Origin of the sequence: Microbacterium sp. 16-032 (genome assembly GCF_041079455.1) — a bacterium.
GTDB lineage: Bacteria > Actinomycetota > Actinomycetes > Actinomycetales > Microbacteriaceae > Microbacterium > Microbacterium testaceum_A.
Window position 1 is genome coordinate 486,921 of sequence record NZ_JBFYGQ010000004.1, and the last position, 21,754, is coordinate 508,674.

The 21,754-nt window shown below is 70.1% G+C and carries 20 protein-coding genes; 10 read left to right on the top strand and 10 right to left on the bottom strand.

Translation table 11 applies throughout. The features are described from left to right. Positions 1-9: 9 nt before the first annotated feature. From AB6V31_RS11195 to AB6V31_RS11220, 6 genes are all read right to left on the bottom strand, one after another. Positions 10-1,473, bottom strand: a complete 1,464-nt coding sequence (locus AB6V31_RS11195) for a sensor histidine kinase (RefSeq protein ID WP_369365693.1) — start codon at positions 1,471-1,473, stop codon at positions 10-12. Positions 1,474-1,628: 155 nt separating this feature from the next. After that, positions 1,629-2,363, bottom strand: coding sequence for a response regulator transcription factor (locus AB6V31_RS11200; protein ID WP_056228637.1), 735 nt, complete (start codon positions 2,361-2,363; stop codon positions 1,629-1,631). 5 nt (positions 2,364-2,368) lie between these two features. Continuing rightward, entirely contained in the window at positions 2,369-2,836 is a 468-nt protein-coding gene (locus tag AB6V31_RS11205; protein WP_056228634.1) for a VanZ family protein, read from the bottom strand. Between the two features lie 16 nt (positions 2,837-2,852). Beyond that, positions 2,853-4,448 (bottom strand): NADP-dependent phosphogluconate dehydrogenase, encoded by a 1,596-nt coding sequence (gndA, locus tag AB6V31_RS11210; RefSeq protein ID WP_144786132.1) that lies wholly within the window; start codon positions 4,446-4,448, stop codon positions 2,853-2,855. A gap of 88 nt (positions 4,449-4,536) precedes the next feature. Next, the gene (locus tag AB6V31_RS11215) at positions 4,537-5,055 is read right to left on the bottom strand and encodes a gluconokinase (RefSeq protein ID WP_056228625.1); all 519 of its coding nucleotides are present in this window, start codon (positions 5,053-5,055) and stop codon (positions 4,537-4,539) included. 35 nt (positions 5,056-5,090) lie between these two features. Beyond that, complete coding sequence (locus AB6V31_RS11220) at positions 5,091-5,786, bottom strand: FadR/GntR family transcriptional regulator (protein WP_074696792.1); 696 nt, start codon at positions 5,784-5,786, stop codon at positions 5,091-5,093. A gap of 143 nt (positions 5,787-5,929) precedes the next feature. On the opposite strand from AB6V31_RS11220, the gene AB6V31_RS11225 reads away from it, so the two are divergent. Genes AB6V31_RS11225 through AB6V31_RS11235 form a run of 3 tightly spaced genes read left to right on the top strand, consistent with a single transcriptional unit; the run spans position 5,930 to position 9,113 of the window. Next, on the top strand, positions 5,930-7,318 hold the full coding sequence (locus AB6V31_RS11225) for a GntP family permease (protein ID WP_268104283.1): 1,389 nt from the start codon (positions 5,930-5,932) through the stop codon (positions 7,316-7,318). Continuing rightward, positions 7,315-8,094 carry an SDR family oxidoreductase gene (locus AB6V31_RS11230; protein ID WP_369365694.1) on the top strand — a complete coding sequence of 260 codons (780 nt, stop codon included), beginning with the start codon at positions 7,315-7,317 and terminating at the stop codon, positions 8,092-8,094. Before AB6V31_RS11225 ends, AB6V31_RS11230 begins: the two co-directional genes overlap by 4 nt. 17 nt (positions 8,095-8,111) lie before the next feature. Next, positions 8,112-9,113 carry a zinc-binding dehydrogenase gene (locus AB6V31_RS11235; RefSeq protein ID WP_056229763.1) on the top strand — a complete coding sequence of 334 codons (1,002 nt, stop codon included), beginning with the start codon at positions 8,112-8,114 and terminating at the stop codon, positions 9,111-9,113. Between the two features lie 66 nt (positions 9,114-9,179). Here the strand turns inward: AB6V31_RS11235 and AB6V31_RS11240 are convergent, their stop codons facing one another. Further along, entirely contained in the window at positions 9,180-10,058 is an 879-nt protein-coding gene (locus AB6V31_RS11240) for an NAD(P)-dependent oxidoreductase (RefSeq protein WP_369365696.1), read from the bottom strand. A 110-nt stretch (positions 10,059-10,168) separates the two neighbouring features. Here AB6V31_RS11240 and AB6V31_RS11245 point away from each other — a divergent pair, with 110 nt between their 5' ends. The 4 genes from AB6V31_RS11245 to AB6V31_RS11260 all read left to right on the top strand — a co-directional run bounded on the left by AB6V31_RS11245 (position 10,169) and on the right by AB6V31_RS11260 (position 14,687). After that, positions 10,169-11,224: a D-2-hydroxyacid dehydrogenase gene (locus AB6V31_RS11245; protein WP_369365698.1), complete on the top strand. Its 1,056-nt coding sequence runs from the start codon at positions 10,169-10,171 to the stop codon at positions 11,222-11,224. A gap of 41 nt (positions 11,225-11,265) precedes the next feature. Next, complete coding sequence (locus AB6V31_RS11250) at positions 11,266-12,060, top strand: IclR family transcriptional regulator (protein WP_056228602.1); 795 nt, start codon at positions 11,266-11,268, stop codon at positions 12,058-12,060. Between the two features lie 373 nt (positions 12,061-12,433). Continuing rightward, positions 12,434-13,849: an MFS transporter gene (locus tag AB6V31_RS11255; protein WP_369365700.1), complete on the top strand. Its 1,416-nt coding sequence runs from the start codon at positions 12,434-12,436 to the stop codon at positions 13,847-13,849. A 121-nt stretch (positions 13,850-13,970) separates the two neighbouring features. Further along, on the top strand, positions 13,971-14,687 hold the full coding sequence (locus AB6V31_RS11260; RefSeq protein ID WP_369365702.1) for a fumarylacetoacetate hydrolase family protein: 717 nt from the start codon (positions 13,971-13,973) through the stop codon (positions 14,685-14,687). Positions 14,688-14,699: 12 nt separating this feature from the next. Here AB6V31_RS11260 and AB6V31_RS11265 read toward each other — a convergent pair whose 3' ends face one another. Beyond that, complete coding sequence (locus AB6V31_RS11265; protein ID WP_256335604.1) at positions 14,700-14,825, bottom strand: hypothetical protein; 126 nt, start codon at positions 14,823-14,825, stop codon at positions 14,700-14,702. A gap of 293 nt (positions 14,826-15,118) precedes the next feature. On the opposite strand from AB6V31_RS11265, the gene AB6V31_RS11270 reads away from it, so the two are divergent. Together AB6V31_RS11270 and pth are read left to right on the top strand one after the other, a co-directional pair. Further along, the gene (locus AB6V31_RS11270; RefSeq protein ID WP_056228590.1) at positions 15,119-15,757 is read left to right on the top strand and encodes a 50S ribosomal protein L25/general stress protein Ctc; all 639 of its coding nucleotides are present in this window, start codon (positions 15,119-15,121) and stop codon (positions 15,755-15,757) included. Between the two features lie 151 nt (positions 15,758-15,908). Continuing rightward, positions 15,909-16,493 carry an aminoacyl-tRNA hydrolase gene (gene pth / locus AB6V31_RS11275; RefSeq protein WP_268104279.1) on the top strand — a complete coding sequence of 195 codons (585 nt, stop codon included), beginning with the start codon at positions 15,909-15,911 and terminating at the stop codon, positions 16,491-16,493. Between the two features lie 194 nt (positions 16,494-16,687). Here the strand turns inward: pth and AB6V31_RS11280 are convergent, their stop codons facing one another. Both AB6V31_RS11280 and AB6V31_RS11285 read right to left on the bottom strand, forming a co-directional pair. After that, entirely contained in the window at positions 16,688-17,194 is a 507-nt protein-coding gene (locus AB6V31_RS11280; protein WP_369365704.1) for a hypothetical protein, read from the bottom strand. Between the two features lie 135 nt (positions 17,195-17,329). Then, on the bottom strand, positions 17,330-17,815 hold the full coding sequence (locus AB6V31_RS11285; RefSeq protein ID WP_268104277.1) for a hypothetical protein: 486 nt from the start codon (positions 17,813-17,815) through the stop codon (positions 17,330-17,332). 81 nt (positions 17,816-17,896) lie between these two features. On the opposite strand from AB6V31_RS11285, the gene mfd reads away from it, so the two are divergent. Continuing rightward, entirely contained in the window at positions 17,897-21,484 is a 3,588-nt protein-coding gene (mfd, locus tag AB6V31_RS11290) for a transcription-repair coupling factor (protein WP_268104276.1), read from the top strand. The last annotated feature ends 270 nt before the right edge of the window (positions 21,485-21,754 follow it).

A 21,754-nucleotide genomic window follows, 5' to 3' on the forward strand; every position in this document is an offset into this window, starting at 1 on the left:
CCCGTGGTCTCAGACCGTGTCCGCGATCACCGGATCGGCGGGCTTCGCGGGCAGGCGCACCTCGAAGGTCGTGTCGCCGGGAGTGCTCGTGACCGAGATCGTTCCGCGGTGGGCGTCGACGATCGCTCGCGCGATCGACAGCCCCAGGCCGGTACCACCGGTTTTGCGGTCGCGCGAGCGATCGGCGCGGGCGAACCGCTCGAAGAGCTGCGAGGCGACCGAGGGATCGATCCCGGGACCGTTGTCGTGCACCCGGAGGACGGCCTCGGCGCCCTCGTGGGCCACCGATACGTTGACCTCGCTGCCCGCGGGCGTGTGCGTGCGGGCGTTGGCGAGCAGGTTCGCCACCACCTGGTGAAGGCGGGCGGCATCGCCGGCGAGCTCGACGGGCGTATCGGGGACGTCGATGGTCCACGAGTGGTCCGGCCCGGCCGGGCGGGCATCGCCCACCGCCTCGACGGCGAGGCGCGTCAGGTCGACCGACCCGTAGACGAGCTCCTGGCCCTCGTCGAGTCGCGCGAGCAGCAGCAGATCCTCCACGAGCGTGGTCATGCGCAGGGACTGCGCCTGGATGCGCTCGAGCGACTGTTCGGTGGTCTCGACGGCCAGAGAGATGCGCTGGCGACTCTCGTCGTCCTGCGCCTGACGCATGGCGCGCAGCGACAGCTCCGAGAAGCCGCGAATGGATGCCAGGGGCGTACGCAGTTCGTGGCTGGCGTCGGCGACGAATCGGCGCATGAGCTCTTCGTTGCGCTGGCGGGCGCTGAGGGAGGCGTCGACGCGGTCGAGCAGGGTGTTCAGGGCCGTGCCGACCTGCCCGATCTCGGTGTGGTCGTCGACCTGGTCGGCGGGCACGCGCTCGGTGATCGAGACGTCGCCCTGATCCATGCGCAGCGACGCCACGCGGGTGGCCGTCTCGGCGACGGCGCGCAACGGCCGGAGTCCTAGCCGGATGACGATCGCGATGATGACGGCGAGGAGCAGCAGGCCGCCCGTCGTGACCAGGGCGACGGTGGTCAGGATCGCGCCGACGGTGCTGGTGACGCTCGAGAGGGGGAGTCCGACCAAGAAGATGCTGTCGCTGCCGGGCGTCTGGAAGGTGCGGACGAGGTATTCGCCGAGGTTCGGCAGGTCGACGGTCTGGGCGTTGGGGTCGGCGGCGGCGGCCTGCAGGCTGTCGGCGATCCGGCCGAGATCGTCGGTGGTGAGCGCGCGCGCTCCGTTGTCGCCGACCACGGCGCCCGAGATGCCCGTGCCGCGCGAGTTCATGACGAGCAGGGTGCCGGAGTCGAAGAACCCCGACTCCAGAACCTGTTCCGCCGAGCTCTGGAAGGCGGCACGCGGTTGGATGGACGCGGCCGCCTCGTCGACCTGGGCGCCGAGGTTGACGTAGAGCACTTGGCTGAGGATGGCGCTGGTCGAGATCCCGATCATCACGAGGATGAAGGCGACCATGCCGATGACGGCCGTCATCAAGCGCGCCTGGAGCGTCCAGGGACGACGGAGCCTCAGCGACAGAGGCTCCTTCTTGGGCCTCGGGGTCGACTCCTGCGGGGAATCGGCGTCGGGGGCGTCGGTCTCCCAGACCTCGGCGGGGGGAACGGGGGGAGCAGGTCGCGGCGGGGTACTCACTGAGGGGCTTTGATCATGTAGCCCACGCCGCGCACGGTGTGGATGAGCGGGTCGTTCCCGGCGTCGATCTTCTTCCGCAGGTACGAGATGTAGAGCTCGACGACGCTGGACCGACCGCCGAAGTCGTAGTTCCACACGCGATCGAGGATCTGCGCCTTCGACACCACGCGGCGCTGGTTGCGCATGAGGAAGCGCAGCAGCTCGAACTCGGTGGCGGTGAGCTCGATCTCTTTGCCGCCGCGGATGACCTCGTGGCTGTCCTCGTTCAGCGAGAGGTCGCCGACGCGCAGGATCGGCTCCGAGTCGCGCGTCAGGGCCGTGCCGGCGCGACGCATGAGGCCCCGCAGACGCGCGACGACCTCTTCGAGGCTGAACGGCTTGGTGACGTAGTCGTCGCCGCCGGCGGTCAGACCCGCGACGCGATCGGCCACGGCATCTTTCGCGGTGAGGAAGAGCACGGGCACGTCGTTGCCCGAGTGGCGCAGGCGCTGGAGGACGGCCATGCCGTCGAGGTCGGGCATCATGATGTCGAGCACCATGGCATCCGGCTCGAAATCACGTGCGGACTGCAGGGCGTCGAAGCCCGATCCGGCGGTCTTGACGTCCCAGCCCTCCATACGCAGCGCCATCGACAGCAGGTCGGTGAGCATCTGCTCGTCGTCCACGACGAGGACGCGGAGGGCACTTCCGTCGGGGCGGGTGAAGGTGGGGGCGGCGGCGGTCGCGGTCATAGAACTCATTGTGCTCTCGTATCTATGAGCTTTCTATGGCGAGCCTTATGGGAATCCTGGGAACGCGAGATCCGGCGGCTGAGAACGCGCCCCACGAGCACCCCGATCGTCGCCCCGAGAGCGTTGGCCGCCACGTCGCCGACGTCGGCCACACGCGTCGGCAAGAAGAGCAGTTGCGTGATCTCGATCGCGCAACTCACGGTCAGGCCGAGCAGGATGCCGTGCCACCGGCGTCCCCGCCACGCGATCACGAGCAGACCCAGCGGCACGAACATGACGACGTTCGACAGGGATTCGACGACGTCGAAGGTGATCCACGCCGTCGCGGGGGACTTCCGGAGCGCGTCGAGCAGACGACCCAGGATGCCGCCCACCTCGGCGTCGTAGATCGAGGGGCGCAGCGTCATCCACCACACCGCGACCGCGTAGACGCACGAAGCGGCGACGAGCCATGCCCGTCGCCGCTTCGTCACCGTCGATCCCTCGGGATCAGTGGGTGTCTTCGGCTTCGATCTCGGTGCGGTCGCCCGACCAGAGGGTGTGGAAGGTGCCCTCCTTGTCGATGCGACGGTAGGTGTGCGCACCGAAGAAGTCGCGCTGGCCCTGGATGAGGGCGGCGGGCAGACGCTCGGCGCGCAGGCCGTCGTAGTACGCCAGCGACGAGCTGAAGGCGGGGGCCGGGATGCCACTGGCCGCCGACAGCGACACGATGTGGCGCCATGCGTCCTGGGCGCGGCCGAGCGCCTCGACGAAGTACGGAGCGGTCAGCAGCACCGGCAGCTCGGCTTCGGCGTCGTACGCCTCGGCGATGCGGTTGAGGAACTGCGCGCGGATGATGCAGCCGCCGCGCCAGATCTTCGACACGGCGCCCAGGTCGATGCTCCAGTCGTACTGCGCGGCACCGGCGCGGATCTCGTCGAAGCCCTGCGAGTACGCGACGATCTTCGAGGCGTACAGCGCCAGGCGCACCTGCTCGATGAACGCGTCGGCGTCCTCTCCCGACAGCACCTCGGTGCCCGAGGGGCCGGGGAGCTCGCGCGAGACCGAGCGCTGCTCGGGGTGGCTCGACAGCGACCGCGCGAAGGTGGCCTCGGCGATGCCCGACACCGGCACGCCCAGGTCGAGGGCGGTCTGCACCGTCCACGCGCCGGTGCCCTTGGCGCCGGCCTGGTCGAGGATCACGTCGACGAGCGGCTTGCCCGTGTCGGCGTCGGTCTGGCGCAGCACCTCGGCGGTGATCTCGATGAGGTACGACTCGAGCTCGCCGCGGTTCCACTCGGCGAACACGTCGGCGATCTCGGCCGGGCTCTTGCCCGTGGCGCGGCGGATGAGGTCGTAGGCCTCGGCGATGAGCTGCATGTCGGCGTACTCGATGCCGTTGTGCACCATCTTGACGAAGTGGCCGGCGCCGTCGTGGCCCACGTGCGTGACGCAGGGCTCGCCCTCGGCGACCGCGGCGATCGACTTCAGGATCGGGCCGAGCGTGGCCCAGGCCTCGTCGGAGCCGCCGGGCATGATCGAGGGGCCGCGCAGCGCGCCCTCTTCGCCGCCCGAGACGCCCATGCCGACGAAGTTGATGCCGGTGTCGCGCACGGCCTTCTCGCGGCGGATGGTGTCGGTGAACAGGGCGTTGCCGCCGTCGACGATGATGTCGCCGGGCTCGAAGACCTTGACGAGCTCGTCGATGACGAAGTCGGTGGGGCGGCCGGCCTTGACCATGATGATCGCGGTGCGCGGCTTCGACAGCGACGCGGCGAAGTCCTCGTACGAGAACGAGGCGACGAAGTTCGCCTCGGGGTGCTGCTCGAGCACGTGCTCGGTCTTGTCCTTGCTGCGGTTGAAGATCGCGACCGTGTTGCCCTCGCGGCTCGCGAGGTTGCGGGCGAGGTTCGAGCCCATGACCGCGAGGCCCACGACGCCGATGTTGGCGCGGCCGTCGCCCTCGCCCTCGGGGCGGGAGTCGGCCTCGGCGGTGGGACGATCCACCTCTTCGATGCCGGGTGCACCCTCGTGCACCTGTGCGGCCGTGTGCGGGGCCTGATCCTGGTCACTCGAGGGTCCGGTCGGGGAGGGGGTCGACGTCATTCGTTGCTCCGTGTTCAGGTGCGAGGAAGGGGTGGGCGGGCTCACGCGGGCCGCCTTCGCCACTTTATCGGCTCGGCCCGCGTGTGTTTCAGGACGGGGTAGGGGTGAGCTGAAGGCGGTCGACGACCTGCTGCACCTGCTCCTGCGGAGTGAGGTCGAGGTCGACGCGGATCGCTTGCTCATCGGCATCCGGCATCTCGAGGGTCTCGAACTGCGAGGTAAGCAGCGAGGGCGGCATGTAGTGCCCCTGGCGGCGCAGCAGGCGCTCGAGCACGAGCTTCGGGTCGCCCATCAGCAGCACGAAGGTGACGTCGTCGCGGCGCAGCACGTCGCGGTAGCTGCGTTTGAGGGCCGAGCACGTGATGATGCCGGGGCGACCGGCGGCGATCCGCCCGTCGATCCACCCGGCGACGCGATCGAGCCAGGGCCAGCGGTCGTCGTCATTGAGGGCGTGACCGGATGCCATCTTGGCGACGTTCTCGGCCGGATGCAGGTCGTCGCCCTCTTGGAAGTCCCAGCCGAGACGACCGGCGAGCATGCCGGCGACGGTGGACTTGCCGGTGCCGGCGGGGCCCATGAAGACCAGGACGGGAACGGGAGCGGTCATGGAATCTCTCTTCGTCGAAAGCGATCGGTTCGGTGTCAGATGGTGCGGCGGACTTCGGTGAGCACCGCGGCGACGTACAGGCGCGTGTGCTCCTCGGCGGCGTCGGCGTCAGCGCGTCCGATCGCCTCGGCCGTGGCGACGTGGTTGTCGAGCGCGTCGGGGTGTGGGACCCCCGGGGTGAGCCCGTGCATCGCGCGTCCCTCGATCGCGGCGGCGATCGGGGCGCGGGCCGCGGCGAGCATGAGGTTGCCGCTCGAGATGAGGATGAGGTCGTGGAAGGCGATGTCGGCCGCGAGGTACTCGGGGGAGTTGCCGAGGCCGGCCGCGCCGAGGCGGGCGAGTTCGTCGGCCAGACGCAGGATCTCACCGCGCTGAATGTCGGTGGCGCGCCGGGCGCTCAGCCGAGCGGCGACGGGTTCGACCGCCGCGCGCAGCTCCGTGGTGTTGACGATCAACTGGTCGCGCCGGCGACCGGCGAGCTGCCACCCGATGAGGCGGGTGTCGAGGGCGCTCCAGTGCTCGGGCTCGCGCACGGTGAGTCCGACGCGACGGCGTTGCGAGAGCAGGCCCATCGCTTCGAGCGAGCGGACGGCCTCGCGCACGACGGTGCGCGAGACGGCGTACTCGGCCTCGAGGGCGGCGAGGGTCAGGACGGTGCCCGGCGGCAGGTCGCCGTCGACGATGCGGATGCCGATCGCGTCGACCAGCGAGCCGTGCGTCGCTCGAGCCATTCCCCCTCCTCGGGTCTTAGGTACGACCTTATCTTGTCAAAGATATGATCATTGTGTGAAGATGCCCTGACCGCTCCGGCGGATGCGGGGCGGACACAGCATGCCCGATGACGCGTACGACGGCTTGAATCAACGGAGATCTCTTGGACGACTGGACTCAGACACTCGGCACGGCGCCCCTGCTCGCCATCGCCGCGGGCGCCATCGCGCTCATCCTCGTGCTCATCATCTGGCTGAAGGTGCACGCCTTCCTCGCCCTCATCATCGTGTCGCTCGTGACGGCGTTCGTCGCGGGCATCCCGGTGTCGGCGATCGTGTCGACGCTCACCGGAGGGTTCGGCGGAACCCTCGGCACAGTGGCCCTGCTGGTCGCCCTGGGCGCGATGCTCGGTCGATTGATCGAACACTCCGGCGGCGCGCAATCGTTGGCCGAGACGTTCGTGCGCGTCTTCGGAGAGAAGCGCGCCCCCTTCGCCCTCGGCATCGTCTCGCTGATCCTCGGGTTCCCGATGTTCTTCGACGCCGGGCTCGTCATGATGCTGCCCATCATCTTCGCCATCGCGCGCCGGGTGTCGGGCAACAACGTCCTGCTGTTCGGCCTGCCGGCCGCCGCCGCGTTCTCGGTGATGCACGTCTTCCTCCCGCCGCACCCGGGCCCGGTGACCGCGAGCGAGCTGTACGGCGCCAACCTCGGCCTGCTGCTGATCGTCGGCCTCATCATCGCCTTCCCGATCTGGTACCTCTCGGGTTACCTCTGGGGCAAGTTCATCGCCCGTCGCATCGTCCTCCCCGTGCCGCTGCTGTTCGGTGACGTCGACGCCGACCAGCCGAAGAACCCGCCCAAGCCCCTCACCGTCATCCTGGTGCTGTTGCTGCCGATGCTGCTGATCTTCCTCAACACCGGCCTCACCACCCTCGGCTCGGCCGGAGTGGTCGACACCGACAACACCGTCATCCAGGTGCTCGTCCTGCTCGGCAACTCCCCGGTCGCCCTGCTCATCACCGTCCTCGTCGCCACGATCGTCTTCGGCTTCCGCCGGGGCGAGAACGGCACCGCGCTCGAGAAGGTCGTCGACTCGGCCCTCGGCCCGGTCTGCTCGGTCATCCTCATCACCGGCGCCGGGGGCATGTTCGGCGCGGTCCTGCGCGCCTCGGGCATCGGCGACGCCCTCGCCGACAGCCTCGGCGACCTGGGACTGCCGGTCATCGTCGCGGCGTACATCATCGCCGTCATCCTGCGTCTGGCGCAGGGCTCGGCCACGGTCGCGCTCGTGACCGCCGCGGGTCTCGCCGCCCCCGCCGTCATGGCCGGCGACTTCTCGCCGCTGCAGGTGGTGGCGATCACTCTCGCGACCGCCGCCGGCTCGGTGTTCGCCGGTCACGTGAACGACTCGGGCTTCTGGCTCGTCGGCCGCCTGATGGGCATGGACGTCAAGACCACCCTGAAGACCTGGACCGTGCAGCAGGCGATCGAGTCGGTGCTCGGTTTCGTCGCGGCCCTGGCCGTCTTCGGCATCGGGGCGCTGCTGTGACGGGCTCGAACGCCGACTTGTTCGACGTCTCCGACCGACTCGCGCTCGTCACCGGTTCCTCGCGTGGCCTCGGCCGCGCGCTGGCCCTCACCCTCGCGCGCGGCGGTGCCCGGCTGATCGTGCACGGTCGAGACGCGGATGCCGTGGAGCAGACCCGCGCCGAGGCCGAAGAGCTGTCGGGTCGGCCCGCCCACGCCGTCGTCTTCGACGTCACGGATGCCGCGGCCGTCGAGGCTGCGATCTCCGGGGTGGTCGAGGCGGTCGGCGTCCCCGACATCCTCGTCAACAACGCCGGCGTCCAGCGCCGCGCGCCGATCCACGAGTTCGCGGTGTCGGACTGGGACGACATCGTGGCGGCGAACCTCTCGGGCGTCTTCTACGTCTCGCGCTTCGTCACCCCCGCCATGGTCGCCCGCGGGTCCGGCAAGGTCGTCAACGTCGCGTCGGTGCAGTCGCGCCTTGCGCGCCAGACCATCGCGCCGTACTCGGCCACCAAGGGCGGCGTCGCGCAGCTGACCGCCGGCATGGCGGCCGACCTCGCCCGCCACGGCATCCAGGTCAACGCCCTCAGCCCGGGCTATTTCGCGACCGAGATGAACCGCGACCTCGTCGACGACCCCGAGTTCACCCGCTGGTTGACCCAGCGCACGCCGGCCGCCCGCTGGGGCGACTTCGACGAACTGCGCGGGGCGCTGCTCTTTCTGGCATCCGCCGCCTCGAGCTTCGTGTCGGGGCAGAACATCTTCGTCGACGGCGGAATGACGGCGGTCGTCTGATCGTGGAGGAGCACACCATGAAGTCGCTGCTGATCGAGTCGGCTCGCACCGCCGCCGTGCGCGAGGTCGCCGTGCCTGAACCGGGCGAGGGGCAGGTCCGCCTGCGGGTCGCCTACGTCGGCATCTGCGGATCCGACCTGCACTACTTCTTCGACGGCGCGAACGGCGCGTTCGTCGTGCGCGAGCCGCTCGTGCCCGGGCATGAGCTATCGGGCGCCGTCGATCTCGACCCCTCGGGAACCTTCGCTGCGGGCACGCCCGTCACGGTGCACCCCGCGCGCTTCGGAACTCCGCGCGAGGGCATCGAAGACGCCCCGCACCTGTGGCCCGGCGGCTCGTACCTCGGCAGTGCCTCGACCTGGCCGCACACCCAGGGCGCGGCATCCGAGTACCTGATCGTCGAGAGCGACATGGTGCGCCCGCTGCCGGCCGACCTGCCGGTGCGCCGGGCCGTTCTCGCCGAGCCACTCGCGGTCGCCCTCCACGCCCTCGGCAAGGCGGGCCCGGTGGAGGGTCTCGAGGTTTTGGTCACCGGATCCGGTCCGATCGGTCTGATGGCCGTCGCCGCGGCCACCGCCGCGGGGGCGCGCGTCACCGCGACCGATGTGCTCGCCGGTCCCCTCGAGCGGGCCCGGACCCTCGGCGCCCAGGCGACGATCGACGTCTCGACCGAGGTCGTCGAGGCCGGTGCGTACGCGGTCGTGCTCGAGTGCTCGGGCGTGCCCGTGTCGATCTCGACGGCCCTGAAGGCGGTGCGGGCGGGCGGCACGGTCGTGCAGGTCGGCATGCTCCCTGACGATGCGCGGCCGGTGAACCTCGCGCCCTTCATCTCGAAGGAGGTGCGCTACTTCGGCGCCTTCCGCTTCCGCGACGAGATCGACGCGGCGGTGGAGCTGCTCGCGGCGAATCCGGCGATCGAGAGTGCGATCACGCACGAGTTCGCGGTGGCAGATGCCGGCGAGGCCTTCGCTGTCGCGCGCGACTCCGAGCGCTCGGGCAAGGTGGTCTTCGCCCTCTGATCCGAACGACGAAGCGGAGCGACCCTTGGGCCGCTCCGCTTCGTCGTTCTCGGAGTGGTTCCGGCGTCAGCGGCTGCGCTCGGCGGTGAACCGGCGCGTCACCGCGATGTCGCGGTCGCCCAGGTCGCGCTCGACGATCTCGTCGAACGCGGCGCGCAGCGCGGGCAGCAGGGCGGGCCGGGTCGACGTCGCCTCGGCGATGTCGGCGGCGAAGCGCAGGTCTTTCACCATGTACGAGGCGACGCCGCTGGGGGAGTCGTCGCCGCTGACGAGCTTCTCGCGCCGGCTCTGCAGCAGGTTCGACCCGGCGTAGCCGCCGCCGAGCAGGTCCCAGAGGGCGGCGGGATCGACGTCGGATCGCGCGGCCAGTTCGGTCGCCTCGCCGAGGGCGAGGATCGTCGCCGCCACCACCATCTGGTTGCAGGCCTTCGCGACCTCTCCCGCGCCCAGAGGGCCGAGCCGCACGGGGGTGCCGCACGGAGCGAGCAAGGCGGCCGCCCGGTCGGTGTCGGCCTCGTCGCCGCCGAGCATGATCGACAGCGTCCCGGCCTTCGCGCCGTCTTCGCCGCCCGAGACGGGGCAGTCCACGATCCGGATGCCGCCGGGTAGGCGGTCGGCGAGCTCCCGCACGCCGACGGGTGACGATGTCGAGCCGATCATGAGCAGGAAGTCCCGTTCGCCGACGCCGGCGAGCAGTCCGTCAGGGCCGTCGAGGTGCTCTTCGAGCTGCGGGAGGTCGGGGAGCATCACCAGCACGGCATCCGTCGCCTCTGCGAGCTCGCGGGCGGTGGCCGTCCAGTGGGCTCCGGAGTCGGTGAGTCCGGGTCTTTCTCGCCGCGCGTGAACCGTGAGGGATCCGCGGGCGGAGAGCAGGTGGTGGGCCATCGGCTCGCCCATGGCGCCGAGGCCCCACACGCCGAGTCGCACGTCATCGAGCGTCGTCATGAGTCGATCCTATCGGCTGGACAACAGGTTGAACAGGGTTCAATATGGTGAACAGAGTTCGAGAGAGACCGCTGCGGGGCGCACCCGCGGCGGCGGAGGGAAGGACGACGATGTCGACACGGTCCAGTCTTCGCGCAGTAGTCGCGGTACCCCTGAAAGAGGAGCACTGCCGGCTCATCGAACGTCTCGAGCCGCGCCTCGAGCTCGTGCGCGATCCCTCGCTCACGCACCCGATGCGCGGACCGGCCGACTGGTCGGGCGACCCGGACCACGAGCGTACTGCCGAACAGCAGCGGGCCTTCGACGAGATGGTCGACTCCGCCGAGGCGCTCTTCGGCATCCCCGACGTCGATCCCGCGGCTCTCGCCCGGACGGTCGCGGCCAACCCGCGCCTGCGCTGGGTCATGACCACCGCGGCCGGAGGCGGGGGACAGGTCAAGGCCGCCGGCCTCGACCGTGAGGCCCTCGACCGTGTCACCTTCACCACCAGTGCCGGCGTGCACGGCGGACCCCTCGCCGAGTTCGCGGTCTTCGGCGTGATGGCCGGGGCCAAAGGGCTGCCTCGCCTCGCGCGCGACCAGGCCGAGAAGCACTGGAGCGAGCGCTGGGAGATGCGCCAGGTCGACGAGATGACGGTGCTCGTGGTCGGTCTCGGCGGCATCGGTGCCGAGTGCGCGCGGCGCTTCCATGCGCTCGGCGCGGAGGTGTGGGGGACCACGCGCAGCGGCGCCCCCGTCGAGGGGGTCGATCGCCTCGTGCCGCTCGACGAGCTGGTGTCGGCCGTCGCCGAGGTGGATGCCATCGTCGTCACTCTCCCCGGCACCGACCAGACGCATCACCTGATCGGCGCCGACGTGCTCGCCGCGGTGAAGCCCGGCGCGATCCTCGCCAGCGTGGGGCGCGGCACGGTGATCGACGAGGACGCCCTGCTCGCGGCCCTCGAGGACGGCCGGGTGTCGTTCGCCGCTCTTGACGTGTTCGAGGTGGAGCCCCTTCCTCAGGACTCGCCGCTCTGGCGGCATCCGTCGGTCCTGGTGAGTGCGCATACCGCCGCGCTCAGCAGTAAAGAGGAGGAGCGCATCGCCCGCCGCTTCGCCGAGAACGCCACGCGCCTCATCGACGGCGAGCCGATGCGGGCCGTTGTCGATACGGTCGAGTTCTACTGAGGTGTCGCGATCCGCGATGCCGGCGAGACGAGGGGGCCGCGGTGAGCGACGACGACGTGAGTGAGATCGCGCGCGATCCGGCGCCGGCCGTGGGGCGCAGCATCCGGCTCCTGGGCCTGCTGGCCGAGGCGGGGCGCACCCTGACCCTCACCGAGCTCGCCGCGGGTCTCGGTCTGGCGAAGTCGTCGACGGCGAACCTCTGCCTCTCGCTCGAGGCGGGGCGCATGATCGAGCGCGTCCCCCTCGGCTACCGTCTCGGCATCCGCACCGCCGAGCTGGGCGGTGCCTTCGCCGCGCAGTTCAATCAGGTGCGCGAGTTCTACGCCGTGTGCGAGACGTCGCCGGTGCTCGCGAGCGAGCTCGTGCAGGTCGCCGTGCTCGACGATGCCGACGCGCTGTACCTCGCCCGCTATGAGGGCTCGCGCTCGATCCGCATGGGCACGCCCCTCGGCTCGCGCCTCCCCGCGGCACTGTCGGCCACGGGCCGCGCACTGCTCATGACCCGCACCGACGACGACGTGCGGGCTCTTCTCACGCACGGACGCCCGCTGCCCAAGCTCACCGACCACAGCACCCTCGACGTCGACGCCGTGATCGCCAAGATCGCCGCCTCGCGCGAACGCGGGTGGTCGGTCGACGAAGAGGAGTCGTTCCGCGGCATCGTCGGTGTCGCGGTGCCCCTCGAGGGGTGGGCGCCCGGCGACCCGCAGCTGGCGCTGGGGGTCGGTCTTCCGGCGGCGGATGCCACGCCCGAACGCATCGCGCGCGTCGGCGCGGCACTGCGCGAGGCCGCCGCGGCGCTGACCAACCCGTTCAGCGCGTCCCGCGCAGGCTGACCCGCAGCGCCGCCCCACTCGACGCGCGCACGCCGTGCGCGCCCTCGTCGCCCCGCCACGCGCGTCGCGCTCCGCCGGTGCCCTGCCGGGCGTGCCGCGCGCCTGCCGGGCATGCCGCGCGCCTGCCAGGCACGCCGCGCGTCCCCAACGCCTCATCGCGACCGATGAGCGTGCGCGTCGCGCTCGCCGCGCCCCGCGCGCCGTTCGGGGCGGATCCCGTCGTTCCTGGCGGAAATTCCCGTTCCCCACGACGAATCACGCCCGAACCCGCGCTGCCCACACCTCGCCCCTCGAATTCTGTTCAACATATTGAACTCTGTCCACTCTGTTGGTACAGTCGGCCGAGTCGCAAGACCCCAGCCGATCGAAGGAGATGGCCGTGACCACTTCATCCACCACGACGACGCAGCCGACGGATGACCCCGAATACGCAGCGAACCTCCGCCGCGCAACGCTCGCCTCGAGCATCGGCAGCGCGCTCGAGTACTTCGACTTCGCGCTCTACGGCCTCTCGACGGCGTTGATCTTCAACGTCCTGTTCTTCTCGCAGGACAATCCCGCCCTCGCCACGGTCGCAGCCTTCGCCACCTACGGCGTGGGCTTCCTCGCGCGCCCGTTCGGCGGACTGTTCTTCGGCGTCCTCGGCGACAAGCTCGGACGCAAGTGGGTGCTGGTCATCACGATCCTGCTGATGGGCGGCGCCTCCACGGCCATCGGACTCCTGCCGACGTACGAGGCGGTGGGCGTCCTCGCGCCCATCCTGCTCGTGATCATGCGCCTGCTGCAGGGCTTCGGCGCCGGTGCCGAGCAGGCGGGGGCCACGGTCCTGATGGCCGAGTACGCCCCGGTGAAGCGCCGTGGCTTCTTCTCGGCGCTGCCCTTCATCGGCATCCAGGCGGGTACCCTCCTGGCGGCCGTCGTGTTCAGCCTCATCTCGCTGCTGCCCGAAGACCAGCTGCTCAGCTGGGGCTGGCGCGTGCCGTTCCTGGCGTCGTTCGCGCTCATCCTGCTCGCGCTGTTCATCCGCATGCGCCTGCGCGAGACGCCGACCTTCATCGAGCTCGAGAAGCACGAGCAGATCGCCGAGCGACCTATCCGCGACATCTTCACGCGCGGTCTTCCGGGAGTCATCGTCGGCATCGGCCTGCGCATGGCCGAGAACGGCGGTTCCTACATGTTCAACACCCTGGCGCTGACGTTCTTCGTCGCGACGGTCGGCGGCCAGGCCGACCGCAGCCTGCTGACGTGGGGTGTCACGCTCGGCTCGCTCATCGGCATCTTCTCGGTGCCGCTGACGGGCGCCCTGTCCGACCGCATGGGTCGTCGCACCGTCTATCGCATGGGCGCGGTGTTCATGCTGGTCTTCACCTTCCCGGCCTGGTGGCTGATGTCGCTCGGCAGCTACCCGATCACTATCGCGGTCATCGCGATCGGCATCGGTGTCGCCGTCAACTCGATGCTCGGACCCCAGTGCGCGATGCTCCCCGAGCTGTTCGGCAACCGTCACCGCTACCTCGGCGTCGCGATGGCCCGCGAGCTCTCCGCCGTGCTCGCCGGTGGTCTCGCCGGAGTCCTGGGCGCCTACATCATCGCCGTCAGCGGGGCGAACTGGCTGCTGCTGGCGATCTACATGGGCACGCTCGCCCTCATCACCACCGCGTCGACCTTCCTCGTCCCCGAGACGCTGCGTCGCGACCTCACCCGCACCGACGACGCGATCAAGGTGTCGCGCGAAGAAGCGGGCGAGGGCGTGGATGCCACGACCGTGACCGTCCGGACGATCCGGTGACGCACGACAGGCGGGGGAGTGCCGGCAGCCTGGTGGGGGCTCCGGCGCTCCTCGCGGACACCGCGGAGGGGTTCCGCCTCGAGGTACGCGGGGCGGTGCGCTGATGCGGATCGCTCGATTGATGACGGCCGAGGGCCCGCGCACCGTCCGCGTCGAGGGGGCGGGCTTCGTCCCGATCGGCGACCCCTACGCCGCGTTCGCCGCGGGTGTCGACCCCGCCGACGAGGGCGCCGCGATCACGGGGGTCTTGCTGGCCCCGTGCGAGCCGACCGTCGTGGTCGGCATCGCGCAGAACGGCCCGGGCCACGCCTCTCCCGTGCAGGCGTGGCTGAAGAGCCCGCGCACGGTCACGGCATCCGGAGTCCCGGTCCGCCTGCGCCGCGACGCCGGTGCGACCGTGGCCGAGGCCGAGATCGCCGTGGTGATCGGCCGCGACACGACCGGACTGACGATCGAAACGGCGCACGAGTTCGTGTGGGGCATCACCGCGGTGAACGACCTCTCGAGTCCCGACCGCGCGGCCTTCGATCCCCGCAACTTCGAGTCGAAGTCCGGAGAGGGCTACACCCCGCTCGGACCCTGGGTCGACACCGCCCTCTCGATCGACGGCGATCTGCCGATGCGGCTGTCAGCCGACGGTGAGGTGCGCGCCGAGACGTCGTCGCACCGCCTGCCGATGACGCTGCGCGAGTGCCTCGCCTACGTCGCGGGCTGGACCACGCTGGGGCCGGGCGACGTCGTCATGATGGGCGCGCCGTTCTCGCAGGCGCCGGTTCGTCCAGGGGAGACGGTCGAGGTCGTCATCGCGGGCATTCGGCTCACGACGCCGACGTCGTAGAGCGACGGCGCGTCAGTGCTTCTTGTAGTTCGCGTTGCGGCCCATGGTGAAGAGCGCGCCGACGGTGCCGATCAGGCCGAACGCGGCGATGCCGCCGATGACCCAGAGCACGACGTGAGAGAAGAAGCCGCTGTCCATGATGATCCTCCGGGTGGGTTGTGGCCGTTCGATCCTACCGTCGCTCGGCGCGCGCTCCCGCCGCCGTCCGAGGTCGGGTCGTGGTTCTCCCTCTCGCGCTGGTAGACTTCCGGGGAACTTCGGCGAGGGATGCCGCTTCGCGTGTCGCACGGTGCGCAGGCGTCCGTGATCGACGCAGTGATGCAGGCTCCCGGCTTTCCTCACGCGCTCGCGTTCGAGTCGAATCCAGACCACACAGGTGCGGACCATGTCCGCTCACAAGCTGCGGGACACGAGCCCGCGAGGAGAACATCATGTCGGAAGACAACAAGGTCGTCGCGGAACTCCGCGAGAACTTCGGCAAGGGCTTCGCCCGTCGCCTCCGCGCCGCGGGCAAGATCCCGGCCGTCATCTACGGTCACGGCACCGAGCCCCAGCACGTGGCGCTCCCCGGCCATCAGGTCGCCCTGCTCATCCGTCGCGCCAACGCGCTGCTCGACCTCGACATCGCGGGCAAGGACCAGCTCGTCCTCGTCAAGGACGTGCAGAAGGACCCCGTGCGTCAGATCATCGAGCACATCGACCTCATCGTCGTGAAGAAGGGCGAGAAGGTTCAGGTCGACGTTCCCGTCGTCATCACCGGTGAGCCCTTCTCGGGCACCGTCGCCATGCTCGACGCGACCTCCGTGTCGCTCGAGGTCGAGGCCACCCACATCCCCCAGAACATCGAGGTCTCGGTCGAGGGCGCCGAGGACGGCACGCAGATCACCGCTGCCGACCTGACCCTGCCCAAGGGCGCCACCCTCGTCACCGAGCCCGAGACGCTCGTGGTGGGTGTCTCGGTGCCGCTCGACACCCTCGCTGCCGACGAAGAGATCGCCGAGGCCGATGCCGAGGTCGCCGAGGAGCAGTCCGAAGAGGCCGAGTCGGCCGAAGAGGGCGACGACAAGTAATTCCCGAGGGCCGTTCCACGGTCCGAGTACGAGGGGGCGCGTTTTCGCGTCCCCTCGTTCGTTTCTCCGCGCGGATGGCGCGCGGGGTCCCGTCACCTGACGACCGCGTCGTCGCGCACGGTCCGCACGCGGACCCGGAAGGATGGATGCCATGGCAGACACCTGGCTCATCGTGGGTCTCGGTAACCCGGGCCCCCGTTACGAGGCGACTCGACACAACATCGGTCAGATGGTCGTCGACGAGCTCGCCGCCCGCCGCCGCGAGGCTTTCCGCGCCCACAAGGCCAACGCGCGGGTGGTCGAGACGTGGCTGCGCCCGGGAGCGGACAAGCTCGTCCTGGCGAAGCCGAACAGCTTCATGAACGTGTCCGGGGGGCCGGCGGCCGGGCTCGCGCGTTTCTACGGCACCGCGCCCGAGCGCGTCGTCGTCGTCCACGACGAGCTCGACATCCCCTACGACACCATCAAGCTCAAGACCGGGGGCGGTCACGGCGGGCACAACGGGGTGCGCGACATCGCGAAAGCCCTCGGTACGCCGGAGTTCCCCCGCGTCCGCGTGGGCATCGGGCGTCCGGTCGGGCGCCAGGATCCCGCTGACTGGGTGCTCGATCCGTTCAGCTCGACCGAGCGTCAGACGCTGCCGATCCTCGTCTCGGATGCCGCGGATGCCGTGGAACTCCTGGTCGACGAGGGATTGGTCGCCGCCCAGCAGCGCTTCCACGCCCCGCGCGCCTGACGCGCGGCACGGCAGCTGGCCGAGCGCCTGCGTGCCGTGACCCCCGCCGTCCGTCCAGCCGGTGAACGGATCACCCGTCGCGTCCCCGGGCGCAGTCCCGCGCGCTCCCGCGCCGTCCGGGGATGAGAGCGCCGGAAACGACGATCGGCCCCGGTCACGAGGAACCGGGGCCGATGGTCGTGCCGAAGGTCACGTCACGCGGAGACGCCGATCGCGGCGCCCGCGGCCAGCGCGCTGCCGACCACGATGCCGCCGAGAAGCGACAGGGCGATCGCGCCGATCGCCCATCCGCGACCGCGGTTCTTCACCGCGGCCACGATTCCCTGGATGAACCCCCAGAGTCCGAAGACCGCGTACACGACGAAGGCGACGACGGTCAGGATGCCGAAGACGATGGCCGCCTGCTGGACTTCCGGGGGAAGCGTGTTCGGTTCCATCTGCTGGCCGCCGTCGGCGTACGGGGCGAGGCTCGCGCTCTGCATCCCGGCGATGAAGGCGACGATCGAGCCGCCGACGACCGCGATGAGCGAGACGACGAAGGCGACAAGTCCGAGCTTCTTCGGGCCCTTCGGCTTGCTGGTGGTGGGCGGGACGTAGGCGGGTGCGGCGGGAGCGCCCTGTGCCGACGGGGCGGTGCCGGAGGAGTCGCCGCGCGTGACGGGCTGTTGGTACGGCTCGGGGGGCGGGGGTGTCGTGCTCACGAGATGCTCCTCTGGTCGTCGGTGGGCGTGGACCGCCCGTTCCCGGAGTCTAAGAAGCGTCCCGCGCCGGGGCGTGGGGCTGGACGCCCGTCCGCGCGGCGCGGTATCGGCGCCCGCAGCCGGCCCGGGGCGGGGTCAGACGGGCGCACCGCCTGCGGGCACGGTGGCCAGCCCCGCGACGATCCCGATGGCGGTCAGCACAGCGAAGAAGATCGGGCCCAGCACCGAGAGGACGAGTCCCGCGATCCCGGCACCGCGCCCCGACCGCCGGACGATGGCGACGATTCCCAGCACGAGGGCCGTGATGCCGATCGCCGTCCCCGTCCAGAACGCGACCTCCCCCAGCAGCACCAGCTCGCGCACGGGGGAGAGCACGCGCCAGTCGAAGCCGTTCGACGACATCGTGGTCAGCCCAGGGGCCGCACCGCGCGCCGAGCGGAACGCCGCGAAGCCGCCGACGGCCGGGGCCAGGACGGCCGCGACCACGGAGAGCGCGAGCGCCCAGGTGCCCAGGGGGCGACCTCGGCGGGTCGGCGGCGGGGGAGTGAGGAGCGTCCCGACGGGCGGTGCCGCATGAGGGGCGGCGAAGACCGGACCGTTCGGGGCGCTCGGCGTCGTCATGCGGCAAGCCTACGAGAGGTGGCACCCGGGCGCGTTGTCCACCCCGGCCCGATGTCGGAGCCCCCGCGTAGACTCTTTCAAGTGACAGTTCCCGGGATCGTTCGCGCCCTCGAGCAGGCTGAGTCGTACCGTGAAGCCGCTTCGGCGGCCTCCTCCGACCTGTCGCTCTCTCTCGTCGACGGCCTCGACGCCCCCGTCGTCGCGGGCCTCGTCGAGCGTCGCCGTGCCGCGGGTGATCCCGGCGCCGTGCTGGTGATCGCGCCCACCGGTCGACGTGCCGAGTCCCTCGGCCCGGCTCTCGAGGCCGTTCTGCCCGGCGCGCAGGTCCTCCACTTCCCGGCCTGGGAGACGCTGCCCCACGAGCGGCTCAGCCCCAGTCCCGAGACGGTCGGTCGCCGTCTCGACGTCCTGCGCCGGATCGCCGCGTGGGACCGCACCGCGCCGCTCGTGGTGACCGCGTCGGTGCGCAGCGCCCTCCAGCCGCTGGCCCCCGGTCTGGGCGACGTCGAACCGGTCGAACTCTCGGTCGGGGGGCGCGGGCTTGAGCTCGAGGTCGTCACGACGCGCCTCGTCGAGCTCGCGTACCACCGCGTCGACATGGTCTCGCGCCGCGGAGAGTTCGCGGTGCGCGGCGGCATCCTCGACGTCTTCCCCCCGGTGGCGGATCACCCGTACCGCGTCGAGTTCTTCGGCGACGAGGTCGACCAGATCCGCGCCTTCTCCGTCGCCGACCAGCGCTCGCTACCCGGGGAGGTGCCCGCGGTGACGCTCGTGCCCAGCCGAGAGCTTCTGCTCACGGCGGAGGTGCGCGCGCGCGCCGCCGAACTCCGCGACGGCTATCCCGGGCTGCGTCAGTTGCTCGAGAAGATGGCCGAGGGGATTCCCGCCGAGGGCATGGAGTCGTTGATCCCCGTGCTGGTGGACGACCTCATCACCCTGGTCGACTATCTCCCCGGCGCGAGCGCGGTGGCGCTCGTTGATCCGGAGCGTTCGCTCGCTCGTGCCACCACGCTCGGCGACACCAACCGCGAGTTCCTCGAGGCGGCGTGGTCGGCGGCGACGGCGGGGGCGGACACCCCGGTCGATCTCGGGTCCGGTGACTTCGTCACCCTCGACGACCTGCACGAGAGAGCCAGCGGTCGAGGCGGCGTCTGGTGGCAGTTGAGCGCTTTCGACTCGGGAGCGGCGGATGCCGAAGACGAGGGGCTCGTCGTCGGCGATGACTCCGCTCATCGCATCAAGGCCGATCCGGTGCCGTCGTTCCAAGGGAACGTCGAGGGTGCGACTGCTCACGTCGGCGAGCTTCTGCGCGACGGGTGGTCGGTCGTCGTCACAGCATCCGGTCCCGGAATGGTGGATCGTGCCCGAGACGTCCTCTCCGAGCGCGGGATCGCCGCCCGCCGCGTCGACGATGTGAAGTCGGCCCCCGAGGCCGGAGTCGCCCATGTCGTCTGCGCTCCTCTCGAGCGGGGCTTCCAGCTGACCGAGGCGAAGTTCGCCGTCATCACCGAGACGGAGTTCTACGGGCGCTCGGTCAGCGGCGACAACCGCGGCGTCAAGAAGCTCGCCTCGCGTCGACGCAACGTGGTCGACCCGCTGCAGCTCAAGCCCGGCGACGTCGTCGTGCATGCGACCCACGGCATCGGTAAGTTCCTCGAGCTCACGCAGCGCGAGGTGTCCAGCGGCGGTCGCAACGCGGTGAAGACCACGAAGGAGTACCTCGTCCTCGAGTACGCGCCGGCCAAGCGCGGTTACCCGGGCGACAAGCTGTTCGTCCCCACGGATCAGCTCGACCTGCTGTCGAAGTACGTGGGCGGCGAAGCGCCGACCCTGTCGAAGATGGGCGGAAGCGACTGGGCGGCGGCGAAGGGGCGAGCCCGCAAGGCCGTCCGCGACATCGCGGTCGAGTTGGTGAAGCTGTACTCGGCACGCATGGCGTCGAAGGGGTACGCGTTCGGTCCCGACACCCCCTGGCAGCGCGAGCTCGAAGAGGCCTTTCCCTTCGCCGAGACCCTCGATCAGCTGCAGACGATCGACGAGATCAAAGCCGACATGGAGAAGCCGATCCCGATGGATCGACTGCTTTCGGGCGACGTCGGATTCGGCAAGACCGAGGTCGCGGTGCGGGCGGCGTTCAAGGCCATCCAGGACGGCAAGCAGGTCGCGATGCTGGTTCCCACCACGCTGCTGGTCAAGCAGCACCTCGAGACCTTCGCCGAGCGTTTCGCGGGCTTTCCCGTCACGGTCCGGCCGCTGTCGCGCTTCCAGACCGACAAAGAGGTGAAGGCCACCCTGGCCGGCCTCACCGACGGCACGGTCGACATGGTCATCGGAACCCATCGCATCCTGACCGAGAAGGTCATCTTCAAAGACCTCGGGCTGATGATCATCGACGAGGAGCAGCGGTTCGGCGTCGAGCACAAAGACCAGCTGAAAAAGCTCAAGACCAACGTCGACATCCTGGCGATGAGCGCCACCCCGATCCCGCGCACCCTCGAGATGGCGGTCACGGGGATCCGCGAGATGTCGACCCTCGCGACCCCGCCGGAGGATCGGCATCCGATCCTGTCGTACGTGGGCCCCCGCAACGACAAGCAGATCGCCGCCGCGATCCGCCGGGAGTTGCTCCGCGAGGGCCAGATCTTCTACGTGCACAACAGGGTCTCGTCGATCCAGCGCGTCGCCGCGCACCTCGCTGAACTGGTGCCCGAGGCCCGGATCGTCGTGGCCCACGGGCAGATGGGGGAGCACGCCCTCGAGCAGGTCGTCGATGACTTCTGGGAGCGTCGTGCCGATGTGCTGGTCTCGACCACGATCATCGAGACCGGGCTCGACATCTCGAACGCCAACACGATCATCATCGACCGCGCCGATAAGTACGGGCTGTCGCAGCTGCACCAGCTCCGCGGACGCGTGGGGCGTGGGCGCGACCGTGCGTACGCGTATTTCCTCTACGACGAGATGAAGCCGTTGTCCGAGACCGCGGCCGACCGGCTCGAGACGATCGCCGTGAACAACGACCTCGGCTCGGGCATGCAGGTGGCGCTGAAAGACCTCGAACTGCGTGGCGCCGGAAACCTCCTCGGTGCCGAGCAGGCCGGACACATCGCGGGTGTCGGTTTCGACCTGTACCTGCGCATGATCGGCGAAGCCGTTTCCACGTTCCGTGGCGAAGACGTCGACGGTCCCACCGAACTCCGCCTCGAGCTCCCCGTCGATGCTCGATTGCCGGAGTTCTACATCGACAGCGAGCGTCTGCGTCTCGAGGCTTACCAGAAGCTGTCGGCCGCGGCTTCCGCGACGGCGAAGAGCGATGCGATCGACCTCGTGGTCGAGGAGCTTCGGGATCGATACGGAGAGCCGCCGGCCGAAGTCGAGGGACTCATCGCCGTGGCGCGCCTGCGCCGCCGGGCCGCTCAGGCCGGTCTGGCCGATGTGGTCGCGATGGGCTCCAACCTGCGCATCGCCCCCGCGAACCTTCCGGACTCGATGCGGGTGCGTCTGCAGCGGCTGTACCCGAAGGCGAAGCTCGTCGCCGGCGGGGACGCCATGGTGGTCCCGCTCCCTCAGGATGCGGACGATGCGAACCTCATCGCGTGGGTGCGCCAGCTCCTCGACGCGCTGTGGCCGTTGCCCGTCTCAGAGAACGCCGAGACCGCGAGCGCGTGATGACGGCTCCCTCCCAGAGCGCAGACGATCAGGCCCGACCGACACCCGTCGGTCGGGCCTGCGTCGTCGATCCGCGTGATTCCGGGCTTCAGGGTCGACGACACGCCCGGGGTGAAGGGACGATTCGACCGATGCGGGGTCCCGACGTAATGTTTTACCTGTTCGCCCCACAGGGGAGAGCGGAGAGGCCGAAAGGCCCCGCATCGTCTCAAGTGGCGGACCACCCAAAACCTCCTCCGAATGGTGTAAGGTTTTGGTTCGGTCGTTCGG

Coding starts and splice junctions, on each gene's coding strand:
- AB6V31_RS11255 (WP_369365700.1), top strand. CDS start 12,434: ATGGCCGTGACCACTTCATCCACCACGACGACGCAGCCGACGGATGAC.
- AB6V31_RS11215 (WP_056228625.1), bottom strand. CDS start 5,055: ATGACCGCTCCCGTTCCCGTCCTGGTCTTCATGGGCCCCGCCGGCACC.
- AB6V31_RS11285 (WP_268104277.1), bottom strand. CDS start 17,815: ATGACGACGCCGAGCGCCCCGAACGGTCCGGTCTTCGCCGCCCCTCAT.
- pth (WP_268104279.1), top strand. CDS start 15,909: ATGGCAGACACCTGGCTCATCGTGGGTCTCGGTAACCCGGGCCCCCGT.
- AB6V31_RS11195 (WP_369365693.1), bottom strand. CDS start 1,473: ATGACGGCCGTCATCGGCATGGTCGCCTTCATCCTCGTGATGATCGGG.
- gndA (WP_144786132.1), bottom strand. CDS start 4,448: ATGACGTCGACCCCCTCCCCGACCGGACCCTCGAGTGACCAGGATCAG.
- AB6V31_RS11245 (WP_369365698.1), top strand. CDS start 10,169: ATGTCGACACGGTCCAGTCTTCGCGCAGTAGTCGCGGTACCCCTGAAA.
- AB6V31_RS11265 (WP_256335604.1), bottom strand. CDS start 14,825: ATGGACAGCGGCTTCTTCTCTCACGTCGTGCTCTGGGTCATCGGCGGC.
- AB6V31_RS11260 (WP_369365702.1), top strand. CDS start 13,971: ATGACGGCCGAGGGCCCGCGCACCGTCCGCGTCGAGGGGGCGGGCTTC.
- AB6V31_RS11220 (WP_074696792.1), bottom strand. CDS start 5,786: ATGGCTCGAGCGACGCACGGCTCGCTGGTCGACGCGATCGGCATCCGC.
- AB6V31_RS11270 (WP_056228590.1), top strand. CDS start 15,119: ATGTCGGAAGACAACAAGGTCGTCGCGGAACTCCGCGAGAACTTCGGC.
- AB6V31_RS11240 (WP_369365696.1), bottom strand. CDS start 10,058: ATGACGACGCTCGATGACGTGCGACTCGGCGTGTGGGGCCTCGGCGCC.
- AB6V31_RS11200 (WP_056228637.1), bottom strand. CDS start 2,363: ATGACCGCGACCGCCGCCGCCCCCACCTTCACCCGCCCCGACGGAAGT.
- AB6V31_RS11235 (WP_056229763.1), top strand. CDS start 8,112: ATGAAGTCGCTGCTGATCGAGTCGGCTCGCACCGCCGCCGTGCGCGAG.